Below are 14672 nucleotides of genomic sequence, written 5' to 3' on the forward strand. Positions count from 1 at the left end.
AACATGAGTTCCGTGGCACGGACTCGCGCACTGCCGTTCCGGACCGCGGCCGCGGCAACCGTCGCCGTGCTGGTCGCCGCACTGGGCGGCTGCACTGCGGCCCCGGAACCGCCGGAGCAGCCGTCGTCCCTGGCACGGCTGGCGGCAGCGCTGGAAGAGTTTGGCAACGAAATGCTCGACGACGGCGCCCCCGCCGTCCTGATGCAGGCCAAAGTGAGGGGTGCGGAATGGTCCCGGGCCTCCGGCGTCAGGAGCCTGGAGGGCGGGGAACCGCTGGAGATTGACGATCCCGTGCCCATCGGAAGGGTGACCGAGTCCTTCGTGGCCGTGTCCGTGCTCAAACTCGCGGTTGAAGGCAGGCTCAGCCTTGACGATCCTGTCAGCCAGCATTTGCCGGACTTCGAGAGCATCATGCACCCGCCCGGGCCGGTCACGATCCGGCGGCTGCTGCAGCATGAGTCCGGGATGCCGGACTACCTCATCCCGCTCCTTCAGCAGGGCAGCCTGGGCGAGGTGCTGGCCACCGGCCGCAGCCACCGGGAACTCCTCGCCCTGGCCGCGACCCAGAAGTGGGAGCCGAGGCTGGCGCAGGGTTATGAGTACTCGGGTTCGAACTACGTCGCGCTGGGCATGATCGTGGAACGGCTTCGAGGGTTGCCGATCAGCGACGTCCTGCGGTCCGACGTGACAGAGCCGCTAGGCCTCACAAGCACGCGGATGACCGAACGCGGTCCCGCCCCTCCCTCGCTGGTCCACGGCTACGTCACCACTTCCGGCGAGCGCCTGGACGTCAGCTACCCCGCAGTCCGCGCAGGCGACCCTGCCGCGGGCCTGGTGTCCACCGTCGGCGACCTGAACACGTTTTACGCCGCGTTGCTCGAGGGCCGCCTGATTCCACGGGCCATGGTCACGGACATGCAGACCCCGCCTTACGCCCGCTACGGGATGGGGATCCAGCGCTGGAACGATACCTGCACCAACAACTTCTACTACGGCCGCGCCGCGGACACGGCCGGCTACGGGACGATCTCGATGTCCAGCGCTGACGGAACCCGGCAGGCATCGGTCTCCCTTGCTTCCCCGCCGCAGCCCTTCAGCTTAAAGGGCAACGGCCTGGCGGACGACCTCGTCGACGTCGTGGAGGAAGCCCTCAACTCAAGCTGTTAGGACTCGCGCTGGTGCTACCGGCGCCTCTAGTACCGGCATGGCGCGCCGTTGAAACTAAGCACACTGAGCAAATCTCTTGCATGCGGCCGCCGCGGACCATAGCGTTGAAGAATCCGAGCATCGAGGAAAGGCAACGAAATGACGCTGTATCAACCAGAGCCGGTGGAAATTTCAACGCGCATGCGTCCCGGCGAGTGGACGGAATCCAGCCTTGAAGAACTGGTCACGTCGTACCGCGCCAAGCTGATGGAAATGGGGGCAGGGCCCACCGATGTCATCACCGAAGTTGAACGGGACGACGACGGTTCGGTCAGTATCGCAGTCTCCTGGAACAAGGGCGCCATCGCCGACGCCTGACCCCGCCCCGCACCAGGAGCTTCCCGCAGGCCTAGGAGCTTCTGGCGAGCCTGCCAATAGCGCTGTCGCGCAGGTTCGCCAGGAGCTCCCGTGGATTCTCGTATGTTTCCACGGCGCCGGCCTCCAGCAGCTCGGCAGCGGAGGTTCCGCCGCAAGTGAGCCCGATGGTGGGAATGCCAAGCCGGCCGGCGGCGTAGACGTCCCAGACAGCATCGCCCACGTAAACCACGTCCCCCGCCTGCAGGCCCACCGCATCCAGCGCCGCTTGCAGGATGTCCGGAGCGGGTTTCCCTGCCTTGGCATCGTTGGCACTGGTCGCGGCGTGAAGATAGGAATCCGCCCGCAGCGTTGACCGCAGCGCGTCAAGGTCCTGCTTCCGGGCGGAAGACGCCAGAGCAACCGCAAAGCCGCTTTCATAGCACTGGGCCAGCAGGTCCCGGGCCCCGTCCAGCGGACGGAGCGCGGGCCAGAAGGTGGCGAAAACCGCGCCGTGGGAGGACATGATTGCTTGGTCTCCCGACTTGTCGCGATCTGCGGGCAGCAGGTGCTCCAGCAGCTCCGCACCGCCCATCCCCACGGAACGATGGATGGACGCCATCGGGACGTCCAGCCCGGCCCCGCGGAAGGCCTGCCACCATGCAAGGGTGTGCAGGTAGCAGGAATCGACCAGGGTCCCGTCGACATCGAAGAGAACGCCGCGCTTCCGGCCGCCCGGCCCGTTAGGTGACATAGCAGTTAGGTGACACACGCGTTGAGGGACATGGCTCGCCGTGTTTCAGTAGTGCGTGCGGGCACGCTTGAGACCCGTGGCTCCGGTTGGCCGCCCGGACCCCAGGACGCCTATGTTCTTCGGTGTCTTGACATGCTGCCGCACGGGTGGCTGCTTCAGCGGCTCGGAGTCCTGGCTTTCGCTGAGGTCCCGGATCAGGCCGGTGCCTGCGATTTCCCTGGCCTTGGCCACACCGGCCGCTGCGGCACGCTTGGTGGGGAAGGTCACTGAGATCGCCATCAGCGTTCCGTTTCCGTCGATGAGCTTAACGCGGTATCCGCCGTCGGGCGCATCAACCAGTTCGAAATATCCAGCCATTGCAGTTCCTCCGCTTCAACCCCAACCTGAGGTATTAGTAAGTATACTTACCTCTGCGCGTAACGGAAGTCCCGGTGGCTTGTTGAGGCCTTGACTGGTTCAGGCATTGGCGTGTTCAGGCACTGACCACCGAAAGCACATTGCCGGCCGGGTCCTTGAACCACGCAATCGCCATGCCGCCCGCCTTCATGATCCCCTTGGCATCAGTGGGCATTGCAGGGTCATCGTAGATTTTGGTTTGGATACCCAGGCTGTTTAACTCGTCCACGGCCTGTTCAACGTCCTCCGCGACAAGGTTCAGCACGGTGAATGTCGCCGCCTCGTGGTTATCCTTCGGATAGATCATGACCCGGGAATCCGACGGGAGCTGCACCTGGAGGGTTCCCATCGCGCTTTCGGAAACTTCCAGTCCCAGCGTCTCGCCGTAGAACTGCCGCGCCTTCTCCAGATCATCAACGCTGAAGCTGGAAAAGGCGTCTTTTGGCTTGAACATGGCACACTCCTTGCACCTGGAATCCGTTAGATACGGCCCAGAGTGCCACAAGCCGGGCCCCTTGGCGAGGGGTTCCGGGGTGCTCTTCAGGGGGCAGCGGTTCGGCGAAGAACCTGGCGCTGGCGGCCCAGCCCCTCGACTTCCAGTTCCAGCACATCGCCGTCCTGGAGGTAGGGGAAGCGCCCCGAAAGAGCCACACCCTCGGGCGTGCCCGTCAGGATGACATCGCCCGGCTCCAGCACCATGAACTGGCTCAGGTGGTGCACCACTGCCGGAACGTCAAAGATAAGGTCCGCCGTGGACGAGTCCTGGCGCAGTTCACCGTTCACCCAGGTCCGCAGCCGCAGGGCCGACGGATCCAGGTCAGCGGCCGGAACAAACCAGGGGCCGAGCGGCGTGGAGGCGGGGAGCGATTTTCCCTTCACCCACTGTCCGGCGGCGCCGGGAAGCTGGTACTCCCGCTCCGACAGGTCGTTGGCCAGCACATAACCGGCGACGCAGTCCGCGGCCTCGTCCGCCGATGCCAGGTAGGATGCCCGGCGTCCGATCACAACAGCCAGCTCGACTTCCCAGTCGTACTTGCGGGACAGCGGCGGGATGGGGGTGTCGTCGAACGGCCCAGCTACGGTGTTGCTGGGCTTCAGGAACACCACCGGAACCTCCGGGACGGCTGCCCCGGACTCCGCGGCATGCCCTGCGTAGTTCAGGCCGATCCCCACAACAGCCCCCGGGCGGGCCAGCGGCGCGCCGAAGCGAAGTGTGCCGGCGTCGGGGACTGCGGACAGGCTCCCGGCAGCAAGGGCATCGCGGACCCGGGCAACACCGCCGGCTTCAAGGAACGCTCCGTCAATGTCGGCGGCAATGCCGTCGAGGGAAAACCACTTTCCGTTGGCCCCGGGGCCGTCCGGCTGAACGGCCGGCTGTTCCCTGCCCGGATCTCCGAGACGCGCAAATTTCACCGGTCCACACTCCTTTGTGCCTGCTCCAATAGGTTCCGTGACCATGGAACCACGCAGCTGGCGCCGGCCCCCAGCTGAACCAAATGTGACCGGCCCGGGCGGAGGTTAGTGCCCGTGCATGGGGGCGTCACTGCGCTGGACACTGTCCTCATGCAGCTCCATGGCACTCATGACAAGCGCGAAGTGACTGAATGCCTGCGGCGTATTCCCCAGCTGGCGGCCCGACTCCACGCCCCACTCCTCGCTGAGGAGACCCACATCGTTGCGCAGTGCCAGGAGCCGTTCGAACAGCTCCTTGGCTTCGCGGCGCCGGCCCACGCCGATGAGTGCTTCCACCAGCCAGAAGGAGCAGGCAAGGAAGACGCCTTCGTCGCCCGGCAGCCCGTCGTCCGCCTCTTCGGGGCGGTACCGAAGCACGAAACCGTCGTGGGTGAGTTCGCGCTGAACGGCCTCAATGGTGCCCAGCACCCTGGGGTCATCCGGCGGCAGGAAGCCGACGCGCGGAATCAGCAGTAGGCTCGCGTCCAGCTCCGGGCGCCCGTAGGACTGGACAAAGGTATTGCGCTCCGCGTCGAAGCCGTTCGCCATGACGTCGGCGTGGATTGTGTCGCGCAGGGCCTCCCAGCGGTCCGCCGGCCCCACCAGGCCGAAGTCCCGCACGCCCTTGACCATCCGGTCCGCGGCAACCCAGGCCATCACCTTGGAGTGTGTGAAGTGGCGCTGCGGTCCGCGCATCTCCCACAAGCCGTTGTCCGGGCGCTGCCAGGCACCTTCGAGGTGTTCCATGAGGGCAACCTGGACGTCCCAGGCTTCGTCGCTGTGTTTCAGCAGGGAGTGCCGGGTCAGGGCCAGGCAGTCCAGCACCTCACCCCACACGTCCAGCTGGAGCTGGCCGGCGGCACCGTTGCCGATCCGGACGGGTGCTGAATTTTCATACCCCGCCAGCCACGGCAGCATCATCTCCGGCAGCCGGCGCTCCCCGTGGATGCCGTACATGATCTGCAGGTCCGCCGGGTCCCCGGCCACCGCCCGCAGCAGCCAGTCCCGCCAGGAAGCCGCTTCCTCGGTGTAGCCGGCGGCCAGCAGAGCCTGCAGCGTCAGCGTGGCATCCCGCAGCCAGCAGTACCGGTAATCCCAGTTGCGGGGGCCGCCCAGCTGTTCGGGCAGTGACGTGGTCACCGCCGCCACAATGCCTCCGGTCGGAGCGTAGGTCAGCGCCTTCAGGGTGATCAGCGAGCGCTGGATGGCATCCCGGTACGGTCCGGTGATTTTGCATTTGGCGGACCATTCGCGCCAGAACAACTCCGTTGAGTCCAGGTATGCCTCCGGGTCGATGGACCGGGGCCGGGGCAGGTGGCTCGGGGTCCAGGTCAGCACGAAAGGAATCCGCTCGCCTGCGCGGACCGTGAAGTCGCTGACAGTGTGCATGCGTTCGCCCCGCAGCGGGGCGTCGGTGACCAGATAGGCCGCATCCGGGCCGGCGATGGCGTGGATGCCGTGGTTGTCGTGCCGGACCCACGGCACGATGTGGCCGTAGTCGAACCGTAGCGCCAGTTCGCCCCGCATCCGCACGGAACCGCGGACGCCGACAACGATCCGCACAATGTCCGCCACGCTGTCGCGCGGCGGCATGAAGTCGATGACCTTCACCTTGCCGCCGGGAGTTTCCCACTCCGTTTCCAGGATGAGGGTTCCCTTGCGGTAGTGGCGGCGCGTGCACTCCCCGCCGTCGGCAGGCGCCAACAGCCACCGCCCGGCCTTCGGCGTGTCCAGCAGCGCATTGAAGCAGGCCGGCGAATCAAACCTCGGCAGGCACAGCCAGTCGATGGAGCCCTCGGTGCTGATCAGGGCAGCCGTATGCAGATCGCCCACCACGGCGTAGTCCTCTATGCGTGCCATGGACCTTACAGTGCCACAACCGGTCCGGGCCGACTACTATCCAAGGCATGCTGCAACGGAACTTCGGAAACTCTTCCCTGACCGTGTCCGCGCTTGGATTCGGCGCCGGGCATATCGGTTATGACGACGTCAGTGAGCGGGAAGCCCACAGTCTCCTTGACCGGGCAGCGGATCTGGGCGTCACGTTCATCGACACTGCACGGGGCTACGGCCTCTCCGAGGAACGGATCGGCTCCTGGCTGCCCGGCCGGCGCGAGTCTGTGGTGCTGTCCACGAAGGTGGGCTACGACGTCGACGGCGCTGAGGACTGGAGCGCTGCAGCGGTGACCGGCGGCGTGGACGAGGCCCTGCGGAAACTGGGAACGGACGTGATCGACGTCGTATTCCTGCATTCCTGTCCGCTCGCTGTCCTGCAGCAGGGCGATGCCGTGGAGGCGCTGCAGCGCTGCGTGGACGCCGGAAAGGTCCGGGTGCCCGGCTACAGCGGAGAGAACGACGCCCTCGCCTGGGCCGGAAACGCCGGCCTCTTCGGCGCCCTGCAGTCCTCCGTGAACCTCGCAGACCAGCGCTCGCGGAGTGACGTCCTGCCTGCCGCCCGCCGGCAGGGACTGGGGGTGGTGGCCAAGCGGCCGCTCGCCAACGCGCCCTGGCGCCATGCCGAGCGCCCCGTGGGCGTGTACGGCGAGACGTATTGGGAAAGGCTCCGCCGGATGGACGTCGAGCCGGAAACGGATGACTGGCAGGGCACAGCGCTGCGGTTTTCGGCCTTCAGCCCGGGGGTGAGCACGGCGATCGTGGGGACCTCCCAGGTGCGCAACCTTGAGGCCGCGGCCGCCGCCGTCGGACGTGGACCGCTGCCTGACTTTGAGCGCCGGCGTTGGGAAGACGCGTTCGCCCCGCATGCGCCGGACTGGGCCGGCGAGGTCTGAGCCCGGCGCGGGCTGACTGACACCCAACGACACCATGGGGATCCACATCGGCACATCCGGCTGGAGCTATGACCACTGGGAGAACGTGCTCTACCCGCCGGGCCTTCCGGCCCGCGACCGGCTGGCCCACTATGTGGCCCGGTTCGGCACGGTGGAGCTGAACGCAAGCTTCTACCGCTGGCCGCGGGAATCATCCTTCGCCAGCTGGCGCCGGCGCCTTCCGGAGGGCTTCATGATGTCCGTCAAGGCCCCGCGCGGCCTCACCCATGCCAAGAAGCTCTACGGTCCCGACGCCTGGGTGGAGCGGATCATCAAGTGCTGGCATGAGCTCGGTGACAAGCGGGCGGTGCTGCTGGTCCAGCTCCCGCCGGGCTTTGGCCGCGACGACGCCCGTCTTGACTACTTCCTGGCGGCCCTGCCGTGGTGGGTGCGCGTGGCAGTGGAGTTCCGCCACCCCAGCTGGGACCATCCCGAGGTGTATGCACTGCTGGAGCGCCACGGGGCCGCCTATTGCATCATGAGCGGCGCCAACCTGCCCTGCATCCTGCGGGCCACGGCGCCGTTCGTGTACGTCCGCCTGCACGGGCCGGACCACGAGTACCTTTACGGGGGCTCGTATTCGGAGGACGACCTCCGATGGTGGGCTGACCGCATCCGGGAGTGGAAAGGCCAGGGCAGGGACGTGTTTGTCTATTTCAATAACGACGGCGGCGGCAACGCCGTGCGGAATGCCGACACCTTGCGGTGCCTGCTCGGGGAAGGCTGACTTCTTATTTGCGGTGCAGCTTGTTACGGTGCGGCGCCTTAGTACCAGCACGCCGGTGCCGACGGGCGCCGTTGTGGCAGAGTGGAAGCATGGAATTGGCGCCGCAGGAATCATCGTTGCCCGGAACCCACGCGCTCCGGGCGGCACACAGGGTCTCGGACACAGTCAACAGCGTCCGAATTAGGCTTGCCCGGCGCTGGAATTTCGTTCCCCAGACCCTCGCCTACCAGGGGTATGGCTCCACGTCGTGGGTGCGTGTCCTCGGCAGGGTGGTGCTGACCACGAAGCCCAAGCCGGGAAGCCGCGCCGAACACGCCGCGAAGAACGGCAACCAGAACATCCGCGGCTGGCGGGCGTTTACCAGCGTCCCGCTGCAGTTCACCGAAGTGGACATCGAAATCGAGGGTGTGACCACCCGCGTCAAGGCGGACCGCGGCGGCCTCGTGGACACCGTGGTGGACGTAGCACTCTCCCCCGGCTGGCACACAGCGACCCTGCGGGCCGTCGGAACCGAAGCAGTGCAGGCCAACATCATCGTGATAGGTCCTGACACCAAGTTCGGCATCGTGTCAGACATCGACGACACCGTGATGGTCACGGCGCTGCCCAGGCCGTTCCTTGCCCTGTGGAACACCTTCGTGCTCAGTGAGCGGGCACGCATGGCCACGCCCGGAATGCCGGTGCTGATGGACCGCCTGGTGGTGGAGCACCCCGATGCGCCGGTGATCTACCTATCCACCGGACCGTGGAATGCCGCACCCACGCTGGCACGGTTCCTGACCCGCAACATGTATCCTGCCGGTCCCCTCCTGCTGACGGACTGGGGGCTGACCCAGGACCGCTGGTTCCGCAGCGGCCAGGAGCACAAGAACGGCAACCTGGATCGGCTCGCCAAGGAATTCCCCGATATGCGCTGGCTACTGATTGGCGACAACGGCCAGCACGACGAGCAGATCTACTCCAGGTTTGCCCGGGATCACGGCGAGCGTGTGGCCGCCATCGCCATCCGCCAGCTCTCGGTGGGCGAGTCCGTCCTGGCCGGCGGTCACTCGGAGAACGGGGACCACACGGGCTCAAAGGTCCCGTGGATCTACTCCCCCGACGGCGCAGGCATCACCAAGGGCCTCGCCGACCTCAAGATCGTCTAGCTGGCGAACGCGCGGCCTCACTCGCGGCCGGCCGCGCGAGAGGCGTCATGCCACCGGCTCCGGCTCACCGGCCGCACTCGAATTGGCTGCCTTGGCTGCTCCGTCCTTGCGGGCTTCCTGCAGCTCCTGGAGCCAGTAGTAGGAGGCTTTGGGCGTCCTGTTCAGCGTCTCGAAGTCGACATGCAGAAGGCCGAACGGCTGCTTATAGCCCGCGGACCACTCGAAGTTGTCGAGCAGGGACCAGACGTAATAGCCGCGCAAATCAATGGATTCCGCAGGGCCTCCGGGGCTTGTGGCCTCCACCGCGCTGGAAATGTGCTCGGCGAGATAGCGCAGGCGGCGCTCGTCCGGAATGATGATCCGGTCCCCGGCCTTGTCCCGCACCACCAGGTCCTCAAAGCTCGCTCCGCCTTCCGTGATGAAGACCGGCGGCAGGTCGGGATAGCGTTCGGCCATTTCGGTAAGCGCCACTGGCATGTAGTCGGGCCTGATGGGCCACCCGTATGCCGTGGTCTCGGCGTCGGGAAACTCGGTGATGTGGAAGGGCGCGCCGGGAGCGCTGCCGCTGAGGTCATCCCCCATGGCCTCCGCCATACCGGGAGGAACTGCGCCGTCGCCGGGGCCGGCCGCAACGCGCGTTGGCATGTAGTAGTTGAGCCCGTAAAAGTCCAGCGGCTGCGAGATAAGGTCCATGTCCTCGTCGGAGGGGCTGAACGAGCTGAAGAACGTGGCGGCCCGGATGACGTCCGGGTATTTTCCGAGGAGCACAGGATCCGCGAACAGCCTGTTTTGGAAGACGTCCATGAGCGCAGTGCTCAGCTTGTCCAGCGGGTTGATCGAGGCCGGAACCATGGGCGAGTAGACGTTGGTGATGCCGATTTCACCGGGGACATTGGCCGCACGCAGTGCCTGCATGGCCAAGCCATGGCCGAGGAGCTGGTGGTGCACAGTGGGCAGCGCTTTGAGCAACTGCGATTCGCCGGGAGCGTGCAGGCCCAGCGCGTAGCCGTTGGTCGTCACGGTGGCAGGCTCATTGACAGTGACCCACCGGGCGACGCGGTCGCCGAATGCTGCTGCGGCGATGGAAGCAAACTCGCCGAGCCGGTATGCCGTATCCCGGTTCAGCCAGCCACCGGCTTCGTCGAGCGGCAGCGGCGTGTCCCAGTGGTACAGGGTGACCATGGGTGAGATGCCGCTGGCCAGCAATTGGTCCAGCAGGCGGTCGTAGAAATCCAGGCCCTTCGGGTTGACCGGACCGCTGCCGCCGGGCTGGATACGGGACCATGAAAGCGAGAACCGGTAGGAGTCGATCCCCAGGTCCTTCATCAGCGCGACGTCTTCGGGCATCCGGTGGTAGTGGTCACAGGCCGTGACCGGGCTGTGGTCGTCCACGATCGCCCCGGGTTTCCGGGCAAACACATCCCACCCGGATGGTCCGCGGCCGTCCTCGTCCAAGGCACCCTCGATCTGGAAGGCGGCCGTTGCGACGCCCAGTGTGAAGGACGGCGGGATCGTGGCAGCCACATCTTTGGCGGAAAATTTCATCTGCTTGATCCCTTATGTAGTTGCCGGTGGTGGACTGATTTTAGTGCACCTCGGCGTCGGAGCCGAAGAGGAATTCCTTGGCGTGTGCCAAAGCTTTCTTGAAGGCATCGTTGCGGAGCGTGATCAGGTGTTCCGAGTCGTCCGCAGCGGGTTCAAGGTAGCCCGTGAAACCTGGTCGAAGCACCCAGATGTCACCGCCCGGTGGAAGATAAAAGACCCCAAAGGACCGGTGCTGGCTGTCATCCGGGGTCCAGATGGGGACCACGGCCAGTGCCGCACCCGTCTCAGGATGGATCCACTGGGCCCGTGGGAGCGGCTCCTCGTGGGCCTCGGGGTCCAGGAACGGGGCTGTGCCCACGCCCCACCTTTGCTCGAAGCGTTCGTGGAACGCCGGAATCAGATGGGAATCAAAACGGCGCCAGGCGCTCATGGACTGCTCCTCTTCTACTTATCCGGTGCCCGGCCAGGGGCCGCGCTCCCAAAGCACTGGTGTGACCCGCAGCAGCGGGGGCTGCGGAGTGTGTACCCGGCGGACCGGCACCTCGCGAGGCCTGCCGCGGTTGAAATCGCGGTTGATGTGCGGAACGGACAGTGCGCGGTCATATTCAGCACGCGTTTTCGCATCACTGAGCACCGCGAAGGCTTCCATGATGCCCAGCAGCCCGCTGTTGGCTAGGCCGTCCGGGGCGCTGGCACCTTCACTGGACCAATCCGGGTTGCCGGACCGGTCCTGGAGGTCGGGATGATGGAGCCGCATCAGGGCCCGATACGCACGCGAAATCTCCTGACGCGTGGCCGTCCTGGCCACGTTCAGTACGCCGTAGTAGTCAGGCAACTGGTTGGTCATCGCGTTTTCACACTGCCTGCTCGTCGCGGGGCGGCGGTTGCGGCTGCGGCTGCGTGCCGGGGCGGCGGCTGCGGCTGCGGCTGCGGCTGCGTGCCGGGGCGGCGGCTGCGGCTGCGGCTGCGGCTGCGTGCCGGGGCGGCTGCCGGTACCGACCGGCTGCCGCCCCGGGGCGCTTCATTGACGACTAGGTGCTGATCTCGTGCATCGTGTCGTGCTTGGTTTCGATCGCGATCTTGCGCGGCTTCGCCTGCTCGGCAACAGGGATGCGGAGGGTCAGCACACCGGCGTCGTAGCTGGCCTTGACGTTCTCCGTGTCCAGGGTGTCACCGAGGATCAGCTGGCGGCTGAAGACGCCGCGGGGTCGCTCCGAAACGACCAATTCCACGTTGGGCTGGGTTTGATCGCGCCGTTCAGCCCGAACAGTCAGTACGTTCCGCTCAACATTCAGGTCCACAGAGTCGACGTCGACTCCTGGCAGATCGAACGCGACGACGAACTCCCCGTCCTCCTGCCAGGCATCCATCGGCATGGCCGCGGGCCGCGCCGCGGTTCCAAACACCTGCTGGGTGAGCCTGTCCAGTTCACGGAACGGGTCCGTACGCATCAACATCATTTCCCACTCCTTCAGCTTGTGGTTGTCCCAGTTCTTTCTCGGTACCCGCCAATATCTATCGTGGCTGGTATAGATTTTTTATAGCACCGGTGAGAAACTGTGGCAAGGGCATTTGGCACGAAAATCTTTGGGAGGATCATGGCAGAGCGCAGTGCGGAGACAGGCCTGTACGCGATCTCCGTGGTGGCCCACCTGGTGGGAACCGGCCAGCAGAACATCAGGCTTTACGAGCGGAAAGGCTTGCTCACCCCGGACCGCACCTCCGGCGGGACGCGGCAGTACAGCGATGCCGACCTCGCCGTACTCAAACGCATCGGCGAACTGCTGGATGAGGGGCTCAACCTGGCCGGCGTGGCCAAGGTGCTGCAACTCGAGGCGGACAACGCCAGGCTCAGGGTTGAACTGAAAAGGGCCCGCGCACGCTTGCGCGACTGACCAATAGTGCCGGCCCCGGGGCTGACCCGAAGGGCAGAGAGGATCAGGGCCGGCCACCGGCAATCAGATAGGACTCCTCGAGGAGCTCCGCCAGTTCCTGCCCGTCGATCAGGGACAGCCGGACCAGGACCAGCTGCGGTGACCGCTCATGGTGCGGAGTCCAGAAGTACGTTTCCGGGCTTGTTCCGGCGAGCGCTTCCCGTTCACGGGTCTTGACGGTGAGGACGCCGTCCTCCCAGATCCTGGCCATCAGGGTCCGCGCGAACCACGCGGGCTGGTTCCAACTGGGCCGTTCCGTGACGCCCGGCAGTGACAGGCAGATGCGGCGGACGTCCTCTTCGTCTGCCACCCGCGGCTAGCTTTCGACCGTATCGGCCTTGGACAGTTCACCGGTGATATGTTCTCCCGGGATACGGGCCGTTCGCCAGGTGTCCAAGGCAATGACGGCGCCCAGGACCACGAAGGAGATGAACAGGGAGGCGAGTGCATCGCTGACCCAGTGGTAGCCGAGGTAGAGCCGGCTGATTGAGGCAAGGAAAATCCCGAAGAGGGCCGCGGCGAAGCCGGCTACTGCCGGCCACGTGCTTTGGCGGCGCGAGAAGATCAGGAACGTGGTGACCAGCAGGAAATCGCAGGCACCGAGCACATGCCCCGAGGGGAAGGAGAACGTGACGTCGGGGCCGAAGAGCATGAGGTCCAGGGGCGGACGCTGGCGGCCGACCGACCGGCCGATGATTTGTGCGAGCGCAACGCCGGTGAGCATGGCGCCTGCCAGAAGCAGTGGCCGCCAGGCGTGCTTGGCGGCGATGCCCCACACCACGGTGACAACCAGCACGATGATCGGCAGGGCAACAGGCCCGAAGACAATCGCGAGGAAGATCATCAGGGCCGTGATCGGCTCCGAGCGCTGGGTGACAAGCCAGGACCGCGCGGGTTCATCCAGTCCGGTCAGCCCGTCCCGTCCCAGGACGTCCGTCAAGGTCCACAGGAAGAGTCCGGTGCCCAGGATCATCAGGATCACGGCGATGCGGTAGAGGTTCTTCCGGGATGCAGCGCTCATATACCGTTCTTCGACGACGAATTTGTCATGGAAGACCCGCCACCAGTGAGGCGATTTCCGGGATCGATCTTCAGCCATGTGCCGCTTCCACCTATGCAGTCTTATAGATTTGTGTCCGCTGACATTATCCCGGTTCCGCGATTTTGGCTCGCGGTACCGGGAATCCGGTTCCGCCCGCATCCTCGGCGCACCCGTCTCGACGGCCGCACCGGTAGCCTGACTGCATGGGTGCCATGAACGAACTTATTGACCAGACCGCGGTCGGCAGGCTGGTGCGCGTGCTAGCGCATGCCGCCCCCGCCGTGCCCTGGTCCCATGCCGAAGCTGCCGGTGCCTCGCTGGCGGACCTTGGCCTGCGCGAACGGACCGACCACGTGAGCCGGGGACTGCTCGCGGATCTGGCCGCTGCCGGAAATCCCGGGGACTATTCGACGGCGGCGCACATCTTCCGCCGCTCCCTCACCGACCCCGACTTCACCGGCTGGACCATATGGCCGGTCACGGAAACAGCAGTGGCACTCGCCCTCGATTCGACCGGATCCGCCGATTTTGAAGACTGCCTCCAGCTTCTCGCCGAGCTGACTCCGCGGCTGACCGGGGAATTCGCCATCCGGCGGCTGCTGGCCGCCGACCTGGACCGTGCACTCGCCGTCGTGATGACCTGGACCGCCCACCCCGACGCGCATGTGCGCCGCCTCGCCAGCGAAGGGACCCGCCCGTACCTCCCCTGGGCAGTCCGGGTTCCGGGCCTGATCCAGCGCCCTGAGGCCACGATCCCCATCCTCGACGCCCTCTACCGGGATCCGCACGAATACGTTCGCCGTTCGGTGGCAAACCACCTCAATGACCTGGCACGCCACTCTCCTGAGGCAGTCGTGGCTGTGGCTGCGGCGTGGACAGCAGCACCGGATGCCAATACGCCGTGGGTGGTCCGCCACGGACTGCGCACCCTGATCAAGAAGGCCCACCCTGGCGCCCTGGCCCTCCAGGGGTTCGCTCCGGCGTCGCTCTCAGTGTCCCCGCCCAGGCTGGACCGGGATACCGTGGCGCTGCCGGCGGACCTCGCCTTCGAATTCGAGATCTCCAACACGGGGGCTGCCCCGGCCAAGCTCGCGGTGGACTACATCGTGCACTATATGAAGGCGAACGGCTCCCAGGCAGAAAAGGTCTTCAAACTGACGGCCCTGACCCTGAACCCCGGCGAAACCCGGACCATGTCCAAGCGGCACGCCTTCCGCCAGATGACCACCCGCGTGCACCACCCTGGCAGCCACGCCCTGGAGCTCCAGATCAACGGCATCCGGTACGCCCAAACGCAGTTCCTCGTCGAAGTCTGACCGACAGCGGGACAGTAGCAGGAACTCAAC

18 protein-coding genes are annotated in these 14672 nt (G+C 65.9%); 7 read left to right on the plus strand and 11 right to left on the minus strand.

The window, feature by feature from the left end:
• Nucleotides 1-3 precede the first annotated feature (3 nt).
• Nucleotides 4-1167 (plus strand): serine hydrolase domain-containing protein, encoded by a 1164-nt coding sequence (locus ASF98_RS22665; protein WP_235506135.1) that lies wholly within the window; start codon nucleotides 4-6, stop codon nucleotides 1165-1167.
• Between the two features lie 138 nt (nucleotides 1168-1305).
• On the plus strand, nucleotides 1306-1524 hold the full coding sequence (locus ASF98_RS22670; protein WP_055807248.1) for a hypothetical protein: 219 nt from the start codon (nucleotides 1306-1308) through the stop codon (nucleotides 1522-1524).
• 31 nt (nucleotides 1525-1555) lie between these two features.
• Here ASF98_RS22670 and ASF98_RS22675 read toward each other — a convergent pair whose 3' ends face one another.
• The 5 genes from ASF98_RS22675 to ASF98_RS22695 all read right to left on the minus strand — a co-directional run bounded on the left by ASF98_RS22675 (nucleotide 1556) and on the right by ASF98_RS22695 (nucleotide 5962).
• Nucleotides 1556-2254, minus strand: coding sequence for an HAD family hydrolase (locus ASF98_RS22675; RefSeq protein ID WP_055807251.1), 699 nt, complete (start codon nucleotides 2252-2254; stop codon nucleotides 1556-1558).
• Nucleotides 2255-2299: 45 nt separating this feature from the next.
• Nucleotides 2300-2611, minus strand: a complete 312-nt coding sequence (locus ASF98_RS22680; RefSeq protein ID WP_055807253.1) for a DUF1508 domain-containing protein — start codon at nucleotides 2609-2611, stop codon at nucleotides 2300-2302.
• Nucleotides 2612-2726: 115 nt separating this feature from the next.
• Nucleotides 2727-3104: a VOC family protein gene (locus ASF98_RS22685; RefSeq protein WP_055807256.1), complete on the minus strand. Its 378-nt coding sequence runs from the start codon at nucleotides 3102-3104 to the stop codon at nucleotides 2727-2729.
• 86 nt (nucleotides 3105-3190) lie between these two features.
• Nucleotides 3191-4063 (minus strand): fumarylacetoacetate hydrolase family protein, encoded by an 873-nt coding sequence (locus ASF98_RS22690; protein WP_200939443.1) that lies wholly within the window; start codon nucleotides 4061-4063, stop codon nucleotides 3191-3193.
• Nucleotides 4064-4168: 105 nt separating this feature from the next.
• On the minus strand, nucleotides 4169-5962 hold the full coding sequence (locus ASF98_RS22695) for a glycoside hydrolase family 15 protein (RefSeq protein WP_055807262.1): 1794 nt from the start codon (nucleotides 5960-5962) through the stop codon (nucleotides 4169-4171).
• 47 nt (nucleotides 5963-6009) lie between these two features.
• Here ASF98_RS22695 and ASF98_RS22700 point away from each other — a divergent pair, with 47 nt between their 5' ends.
• The 3 genes from ASF98_RS22700 (at nucleotide 6010) to ASF98_RS22710 (ending at nucleotide 8805) form a co-directional block, all read left to right on the plus strand.
• The gene (locus tag ASF98_RS22700) at nucleotides 6010-6891 is read left to right on the plus strand and encodes an aldo/keto reductase (protein WP_055807265.1); all 882 of its coding nucleotides are present in this window, start codon (nucleotides 6010-6012) and stop codon (nucleotides 6889-6891) included.
• Between the two features lie 34 nt (nucleotides 6892-6925).
• Nucleotides 6926-7657: a DUF72 domain-containing protein gene (locus ASF98_RS22705; protein WP_055807270.1), complete on the plus strand. Its 732-nt coding sequence runs from the start codon at nucleotides 6926-6928 to the stop codon at nucleotides 7655-7657.
• An 89-nt stretch (nucleotides 7658-7746) separates the two neighbouring features.
• Nucleotides 7747-8805 (plus strand): App1 family protein, encoded by a 1059-nt coding sequence (locus ASF98_RS22710; protein WP_055807273.1) that lies wholly within the window; start codon nucleotides 7747-7749, stop codon nucleotides 8803-8805.
• Nucleotides 8806-8850: 45 nt separating this feature from the next.
• Here the strand turns inward: ASF98_RS22710 and ASF98_RS22715 are convergent, their stop codons facing one another.
• The 4 genes from ASF98_RS22715 to ASF98_RS22730 form a co-directional block, all read right to left on the minus strand.
• On the minus strand, nucleotides 8851-10350 hold the full coding sequence (locus tag ASF98_RS22715; protein ID WP_055807276.1) for a GH1 family beta-glucosidase: 1500 nt from the start codon (nucleotides 10348-10350) through the stop codon (nucleotides 8851-8853).
• A gap of 40 nt (nucleotides 10351-10390) precedes the next feature.
• Nucleotides 10391-10780, minus strand: coding sequence for a hypothetical protein (locus ASF98_RS22720; protein ID WP_055807278.1), 390 nt, complete (start codon nucleotides 10778-10780; stop codon nucleotides 10391-10393).
• Between the two features lie 18 nt (nucleotides 10781-10798).
• On the minus strand, nucleotides 10799-11197 hold the full coding sequence (locus tag ASF98_RS22725) for a J domain-containing protein (RefSeq protein ID WP_055807281.1): 399 nt from the start codon (nucleotides 11195-11197) through the stop codon (nucleotides 10799-10801).
• Nucleotides 11198-11381: 184 nt separating this feature from the next.
• Nucleotides 11382-11807: an Hsp20/alpha crystallin family protein gene (locus ASF98_RS22730; RefSeq protein ID WP_055807675.1), complete on the minus strand. Its 426-nt coding sequence runs from the start codon at nucleotides 11805-11807 to the stop codon at nucleotides 11382-11384.
• Nucleotides 11808-11948: 141 nt separating this feature from the next.
• Between ASF98_RS22730 and ASF98_RS22735 the strand changes: the two genes are divergently transcribed.
• Nucleotides 11949-12245, plus strand: a complete 297-nt coding sequence (locus ASF98_RS22735) for a MerR family transcriptional regulator (RefSeq protein ID WP_055807284.1) — start codon at nucleotides 11949-11951, stop codon at nucleotides 12243-12245.
• Between the two features lie 43 nt (nucleotides 12246-12288).
• On the opposite strand, the gene ASF98_RS22740 is transcribed toward ASF98_RS22735, so the two are convergent.
• Together ASF98_RS22740 and ASF98_RS22745 are read right to left on the minus strand one after the other, a co-directional pair.
• On the minus strand, nucleotides 12289-12594 hold the full coding sequence (locus ASF98_RS22740; protein ID WP_055807285.1) for an MmcQ/YjbR family DNA-binding protein: 306 nt from the start codon (nucleotides 12592-12594) through the stop codon (nucleotides 12289-12291).
• A gap of 6 nt (nucleotides 12595-12600) precedes the next feature.
• Nucleotides 12601-13383 (minus strand): phosphatase PAP2 family protein, encoded by a 783-nt coding sequence (locus ASF98_RS22745; protein ID WP_055807288.1) that lies wholly within the window; start codon nucleotides 13381-13383, stop codon nucleotides 12601-12603.
• Nucleotides 13384-13529: 146 nt separating this feature from the next.
• On the opposite strand from ASF98_RS22745, the gene ASF98_RS22750 reads away from it, so the two are divergent.
• The gene (locus tag ASF98_RS22750; protein ID WP_055807291.1) at nucleotides 13530-14642 is read left to right on the plus strand and encodes a DNA alkylation repair protein; all 1113 of its coding nucleotides are present in this window, start codon (nucleotides 13530-13532) and stop codon (nucleotides 14640-14642) included.
• Nucleotides 14643-14672: the final 30 nt, after the last annotated feature.

The sequence above is a fragment of the Arthrobacter sp. Leaf337 genome (assembly GCF_001423745.1).
GTDB lineage: Bacteria > Actinomycetota > Actinomycetes > Actinomycetales > Micrococcaceae > Arthrobacter.

Coding starts and splice junctions, on each gene's coding strand:
- ASF98_RS22665 (WP_235506135.1), top strand. CDS start 4: ATGAGTTCCGTGGCACGGACTCGCGCACTGCCGTTCCGGACCGCGGCC.
- ASF98_RS22670 (WP_055807248.1), top strand. CDS start 1,306: ATGACGCTGTATCAACCAGAGCCGGTGGAAATTTCAACGCGCATGCGT.
- ASF98_RS22675 (WP_055807251.1), bottom strand. CDS start 2,254: ATGTCACCTAACGGGCCGGGCGGCCGGAAGCGCGGCGTTCTCTTCGAT.
- ASF98_RS22680 (WP_055807253.1), bottom strand. CDS start 2,611: ATGGCTGGATATTTCGAACTGGTTGATGCGCCCGACGGCGGATACCGC.
- ASF98_RS22685 (WP_055807256.1), bottom strand. CDS start 3,104: ATGTTCAAGCCAAAAGACGCCTTTTCCAGCTTCAGCGTTGATGATCTG.
- ASF98_RS22695 (WP_055807262.1), bottom strand. CDS start 5,962: ATGGCACGCATAGAGGACTACGCCGTGGTGGGCGATCTGCATACGGCT.
- ASF98_RS22700 (WP_055807265.1), top strand. CDS start 6,010: ATGCTGCAACGGAACTTCGGAAACTCTTCCCTGACCGTGTCCGCGCTT.
- ASF98_RS22705 (WP_055807270.1), top strand. CDS start 6,926: ATGGGGATCCACATCGGCACATCCGGCTGGAGCTATGACCACTGGGAG.
- ASF98_RS22710 (WP_055807273.1), top strand. CDS start 7,747: ATGGAATTGGCGCCGCAGGAATCATCGTTGCCCGGAACCCACGCGCTC.
- ASF98_RS22715 (WP_055807276.1), bottom strand. CDS start 10,350: ATGAAATTTTCCGCCAAAGATGTGGCTGCCACGATCCCGCCGTCCTTC.
- ASF98_RS22720 (WP_055807278.1), bottom strand. CDS start 10,780: ATGAGCGCCTGGCGCCGTTTTGATTCCCATCTGATTCCGGCGTTCCAC.
- ASF98_RS22725 (WP_055807281.1), bottom strand. CDS start 11,197: ATGACCAACCAGTTGCCTGACTACTACGGCGTACTGAACGTGGCCAGG.
- ASF98_RS22730 (WP_055807675.1), bottom strand. CDS start 11,807: ATGTTGATGCGTACGGACCCGTTCCGTGAACTGGACAGGCTCACCCAG.
- ASF98_RS22735 (WP_055807284.1), top strand. CDS start 11,949: ATGGCAGAGCGCAGTGCGGAGACAGGCCTGTACGCGATCTCCGTGGTG.
- ASF98_RS22745 (WP_055807288.1), bottom strand. CDS start 13,383: ATGGCTGAAGATCGATCCCGGAAATCGCCTCACTGGTGGCGGGTCTTC.
- ASF98_RS22750 (WP_055807291.1), top strand. CDS start 13,530: ATGGGTGCCATGAACGAACTTATTGACCAGACCGCGGTCGGCAGGCTG.